The sequence below is a fragment of the Campylobacter sp. genome (genome assembly GCF_017646085.1).
Classification (GTDB): Bacteria; Campylobacterota; Campylobacteria; order Campylobacterales; family Campylobacteraceae; genus Campylobacter.
Genome location: NZ_JAGCNF010000005.1, coordinates 1 through 5,144, shown reverse-complemented (window position 1 = coordinate 5,144; position 5,144 = coordinate 1). Strand labels below are relative to the sequence as shown.

Below are 5,144 nucleotides of genomic sequence, written 5' to 3'. Positions count from 1 at the left end.
AGCACTTGGTCCATCTTTTGGCGTAGCACCCTCTGGAACATGAATATGCAAATCATAACTATCATAAACTGCCATATCTATGCCATCTTTATCTTTTTGAATTAAATTTTTTGGAATACAAATTTCACCCTTATCTATAAGGCTTTTTACAAGGCTAAAAGCTATCGTAGCAGACTCTTTCATTACATCGCCAAGCTGACCTGTAATTTGCATAGCGCCCTTGCCTTTTATCTTTAATGCTTCAATTTTTAACACATCTCCGCCAACTGCCGTCCAGGCTAATCCATTTGCGATACCAATCTCATTTTTACCACTTATAACTGTGATTTCAAAAACCTTTTTATCTAGATAATTTTCTAAATTTTTAGTAGTTATAGATATCTTTTTTGTCTGTTCGCTCAATATTTCAAGCGCGGATTTGCGCAATATATCAGCTATTCTATGGCGTAAATTTCTTACCCCGCTCTCTCTAGTATAATCGCTAATTAGTAGATTTAAAGCATCCTTTTTAATTGCTACCTCGCTACTTTTTAACCCATGTTTTTTAAGCTCATTAGGCCATAAATATCGCTTTGCTATCTCAAATTTTTCTTGTGGCGTATAGCTATTTAGCCAGATAAATTCCATTCTATCACGAAGTGGAGCTGGTATAGCACTAGCATCATTTGCTGTTGCTATAAATATTATCTTACTTAAATCTATATGAAAATTTAGATAATAATCTCTAAATTTACTATTTTGTTCAGGATCTAATATCTCAAGTAATACAGCAGTTGGATCACCCTTATATGAGCGTGCTACCTTGTCAATCTCATCTAATACCACCACTGGATTCATACTTTTAGCTTCGATTAGACCCTGAACAATTCGCCCAGGCATTGCCCCTATATATGTTCTGCGATGACCTCTTAACTCATTAACATCTTCGAGCCCACCAAGTGCAATTCGCACTAATTCTCTTTTTAAAGCATTTGAGATTGAGTTTGCTAAGCTTGTCTTACCAATTCCAGGAGGTCCTACAAAACATAAAATTGCTCCTTTATTATCTTCAAGCCCTCTACTATGCAAAAGCTCCTTAAGTCCAAAATACTCCACAATTCTGCTTTTTGGCTTTTCAAGTCCAAAATGGTCGCTATCTAACTCTTTTTGAACATCTTTTACCGTGAGTTTTTTGGTGCTAAATTTACCAAATGGCATATCAAGCGCCCAGTCTAAATAGCTACTAGTCATACTAGATTCTGCGCTATCAGTATGCATTTTGCTTAATTTTGAGATATTTTTTTCTATCTCTTTATAAGCATCATCACTCATAAATTTACGCCCAGCCTCAAGCTTATTTCTATACTGCGCTATTTGAGCCTCTTTATCTAAATCCATTCCTAGCTCACGCTGAATTTCTTTTAATTGCTCTTTTAAGAAATACTCTTTATTTGCTCTATCTAGCTTGGAGCTTACCTTGCTTTTTATCTCTTTTTGAAGTTTATTTGTTTCAATTTGCGCATTTAAATATTCTATGATATCTAGTATTTTTTGTTCTAAATTTAGCTGAGTAAAAAACCCATATGCTATATCCTTTTTAAGATGCAATGCACTACAAACCAAATCACAAACCCTACTAGCTTCATTGCTATCATCAATAGCACGAAGCAGATCAGGTGGAAAGAAGTGATTTAGCAAGCTTAAGCTTTTTACGCTCTCTTTTAACACATTTAGACCTGCTTCGATTTTACTTGATTCAAACTCTTCTAATTCAACGCTTTGGATTTGAGCAATTAGCGGATCGCTACTTATAGGTTGTATAATCTTGCCACGGCTTAATCCTTGAAATAAAATTTTCACTCTGCCATCAGGCATTGCCACACGGCGCATTACATTACCAATTACTCCATATTCATAAATAGATTCAAAATCCCTCTCTCCAGAATTTGCGAGTTTAGAACACACCACCATAACCGCACTATTATCATTAATTGCCATATCTAACGCTTTTATATTTTTTTCATCACTTAAAAATATTGGCGTAATCATAAATGGGTATAAAAATAGTTCATCTTCAACTATAATAGGTAAATTTGCAAAACTCATCACTTATCCTATTCAAATGGAATCATATACCAAGGCAATTTGGCTTTAGTTGAATTAATATCATTTAATGGTGAAATATCAATTCTATCTTGATAAATTGCTGCTGAATCATCTTTATCTAATCTATTGTATAGTTCATAAATATCAATATTTAAATAGTATTCAGCCAGTCTAAATTTAATCAACATAGTCTCTAATAGTGGCTTATATTGAGTATTTGGATAGATTTTTAAAAATTCATTAATCTGCGAAATACTATCTTGAACCAACTTTTGATTGCGATTTGGCTTGCTAAATGAATCAAAATTTGCTTTTATCTTTAGATATTGGATATATTCTATGCTATCTTTTGTACCATATTTTTTGATATATTCATCTAGGTAGAAGTTAGCCATCTTATACTCTCCTTCATCTACATGAGCATTTGCCATAATTACTAAAACTTGCTCTAAATACGGGCTTGCTACATGTTCACTAGCAAATGATATATAGTGCTTATCTGCTGATTCTAAGTCTGCATCTTTGATATCATTTAAAATTTGATTATACCATTGATCTGGAGTGAGATTATATAGTTCGTTATCTTTTTTTGCACCACAACCTGCTAGCAAAGCCAAAGACAAAGCCAAAATAGCAGATTTGAATTTTATATTCATTAATTTTCCTTCATCTGATTAAAATTTGGTGATTATAGCAATATTTTGGTAAATTTATGCGTTATAAGAAAAAATTTTATAAATTACGCTCAAACCCTATGAATTTGGAACAAAAAATGCTACAATACGACAAACCCAATTTTTAAGGAGAGTAAAGTGAAATTTTCTGTTAAAAACCCTATCCCTGGATTTGAAAACATCAAAGAGGTTGAGATAACTAAAATTGATGATTTCTTTGTTAAAATGCAAGATGTAGATAGCCAAACATCTTTTACTATGATTAATCCATATGCGCTTCGCCCAGAATATGAATTTGATATTCCAACTCCATACAAAAATTTACTAGAGATCACTGATGAGTCTCAGTTAGAACTTTATACTATCGTTGCGCTAAGCAGTCCAATCGAAGAATCAACTGTTAATTTCTTAGCACCAGTTCTTTGCAATACAACATCTGGAACACTAGCACAAATCGTTTTAGATAACCGCTACTATCCAAATTTTGGTCAAGCAGAAAAAATCAGCAACTACGTTCAAAAACAGTAATTTGCTTATAGTGGCTCATTTGAGCCACATCTATTATGCGTTACGCCTTTTCATCTTTGGAGCTTATTTTATCAATTATTATTGTAGCTATTGCACTATCGTCACTTCCATCAATTTTGCAAATTTCAGTTAAAAGTACAAATGATGCTATATTATCTGAGGCGGTTACGGCTAGTTATACTAAACTATCAAATATTATTGCCCATCCATGGAATGATGCTATTAGCCCTAGTTTAGCTCAGCCAATTTATTATAGTGGTGAGTTACCATTAAATTCTCTTACTAGTCGAGTAATATCTAAAATTACGCCAAATAAAATCAACACTGCCAAAAATAGCATTAATGGCTTTAATGGTGATAGTGGGATATTAAAACCTGGAGCAGATTCAAAAAATTTATTAAATTTAGAGTATGCTATTAGTGTTGGATTTATAAGTGATTTTAAATTTACTACAAATACTACAAATAACCCAACTGATGCTATTGCCATAAAGCTTGCAACTAAAGCAAATACTAAACCCATTGTATTGTATGCTTATAGTTATAATATCGGCGAACCGCTAATAAGAAGCTTAATAATCCCATCACCATGAAATTTAGCTTTATTAAATTTAACCATAAAAAATCTAATTACGCAAAGTCAAATACTATTACATTTAAAAGCGCATTTAGTCTACTTGAGATGAGCTTTGTTATTGTTATTGGCGGGATTTTAGCTGGAATTATGATACAAATCTATAGCTCTTTACATACTAATTATCTACAAATATCAGCTACAAATCGACTAGAATCTACTGCTACAAATACTATGCTAATCATAAATAACTATCTTCAACAAAGCATAAAAGAGTCCATTTCTACTAGAAATGGCTCTGAAATTCAACCGCTCTATAAAAGTGTGAGCGCTAGCGAATTTATCTGGTTTAGCAAAAGCTTTGAGACGCTACAAAATAGCTCTAGCTATCATCAATGGAGTGGATTTATTGATATCTTAAATATACAAACAACAAATGACACAATCACTCTGCACTCGCCACTAAGCAAATTTGATACAAGTAAAAATGATAAAGTGTTAAATAATTTAAAACTTAACGATATTAGAATTATATTTAAAGGAAGCGATGAAATATACTCAAATACGCATAAAATCATAAGTGCCAAAGATGAGCTAATAACCATCAAACGACCAAATCGCCCTATTTTTATAAGTGAAATTTACTATCTAACTCACGCTCTAATCTCGTTAAATTTGAAAAATAACACATTATATTTAAATGAATTTAAACTAAATAATCTAAATAAAACTATTCGTTCTAACCCAATTGCTCGCAATGTAAGTTCATTTAATATCAAACAAAGTGGCGCAAATATTATCTTTCAACTTTGTTTAAAAGAGTCAAACGGTATAGAACTTTGCAAAAGTAGTAGCCTATGAAAAAACAAGCAATAAATCGTTTAAAAAGTGGTTTTAGTTTGATTTTGGCAGTAGCGTTTATCATTGCCATAAGTGCCTTAGCGCTAAATACCATCACGCTTAGTTCTACTGCTACTATTAGCACTAATCATCTCTACCTTCACTCTCAAGCTAAGCTAATAGCCATTTCAGCTACCCAAAACGCCATTGCTCAAATTCAGCGAAATGATTTTAACCAAAATTGCCCAAATAAATTTAGTCTATTTTATCCAAATAGTAGTGATTATATTTTAAAATCTGAAGTTGTGATTATGCACTATATAGGCGGTAAAATACCTCCAGCATGTAATAATAAAATTTGGAAAGAAACTAATGCTACTACTCCAAATATAGACGCAGCTATAATGCATACCATAGTCCAAACCAATCCAAATCTATCCATT

General features: G+C 32.3%; 6 protein-coding genes. 4 read left to right on the top strand and 2 right to left on the bottom strand.

Features of this window, described 5'->3' with window-relative positions; all coding sequences use genetic code 11:
• Positions 1 to 2,085, bottom strand: a 2,085-nt coding sequence (gene lon / locus J6V67_RS00325; protein ID WP_291857124.1) for an endopeptidase La, incomplete at its 3' end; no start/stop codon positions are given.
• Positions 2,086 to 2,093: 8 nt separating this feature from the next.
• Positions 2,094 to 2,741: an outer membrane protein assembly factor BamD gene (locus J6V67_RS00320; protein WP_291857122.1), complete on the bottom strand. Its 648-nt coding sequence runs from the start codon at positions 2,739 to 2,741 to the stop codon at positions 2,094 to 2,096.
• Between the two features lie 156 nt (positions 2,742 to 2,897).
• On the opposite strand from J6V67_RS00320, the gene fliW reads away from it, so the two are divergent.
• The 4 genes from fliW to J6V67_RS00300 form a co-directional block, all read left to right on the top strand.
• Positions 2,898 to 3,287 carry a flagellar assembly protein FliW gene (gene fliW / locus J6V67_RS00315; RefSeq protein WP_291857119.1) on the top strand — a complete coding sequence of 130 codons (390 nt, stop codon included), beginning with the start codon at positions 2,898 to 2,900 and terminating at the stop codon, positions 3,285 to 3,287.
• A 35-nt stretch (positions 3,288 to 3,322) separates the two neighbouring features.
• A complete protein-coding gene (locus J6V67_RS00310) occupies positions 3,323 to 3,880 on the top strand; it encodes a hypothetical protein (protein ID WP_291857117.1) in 558 nt (185 codons plus the stop codon).
• Positions 3,877 to 4,722 carry a type II secretion system protein gene (locus J6V67_RS00305; RefSeq protein ID WP_291857115.1) on the top strand — a complete coding sequence of 282 codons (846 nt, stop codon included), beginning with the start codon at positions 3,877 to 3,879 and terminating at the stop codon, positions 4,720 to 4,722. Before J6V67_RS00310 ends, J6V67_RS00305 begins: the two co-directional genes overlap by 4 nt.
• Positions 4,719 to 5,144 (top strand): hypothetical protein (locus J6V67_RS00300; RefSeq protein WP_291857113.1); only part of this gene is annotated, 426 nt, incomplete at its 3' end. The genes J6V67_RS00305 and J6V67_RS00300, both read left to right, overlap by 4 nt.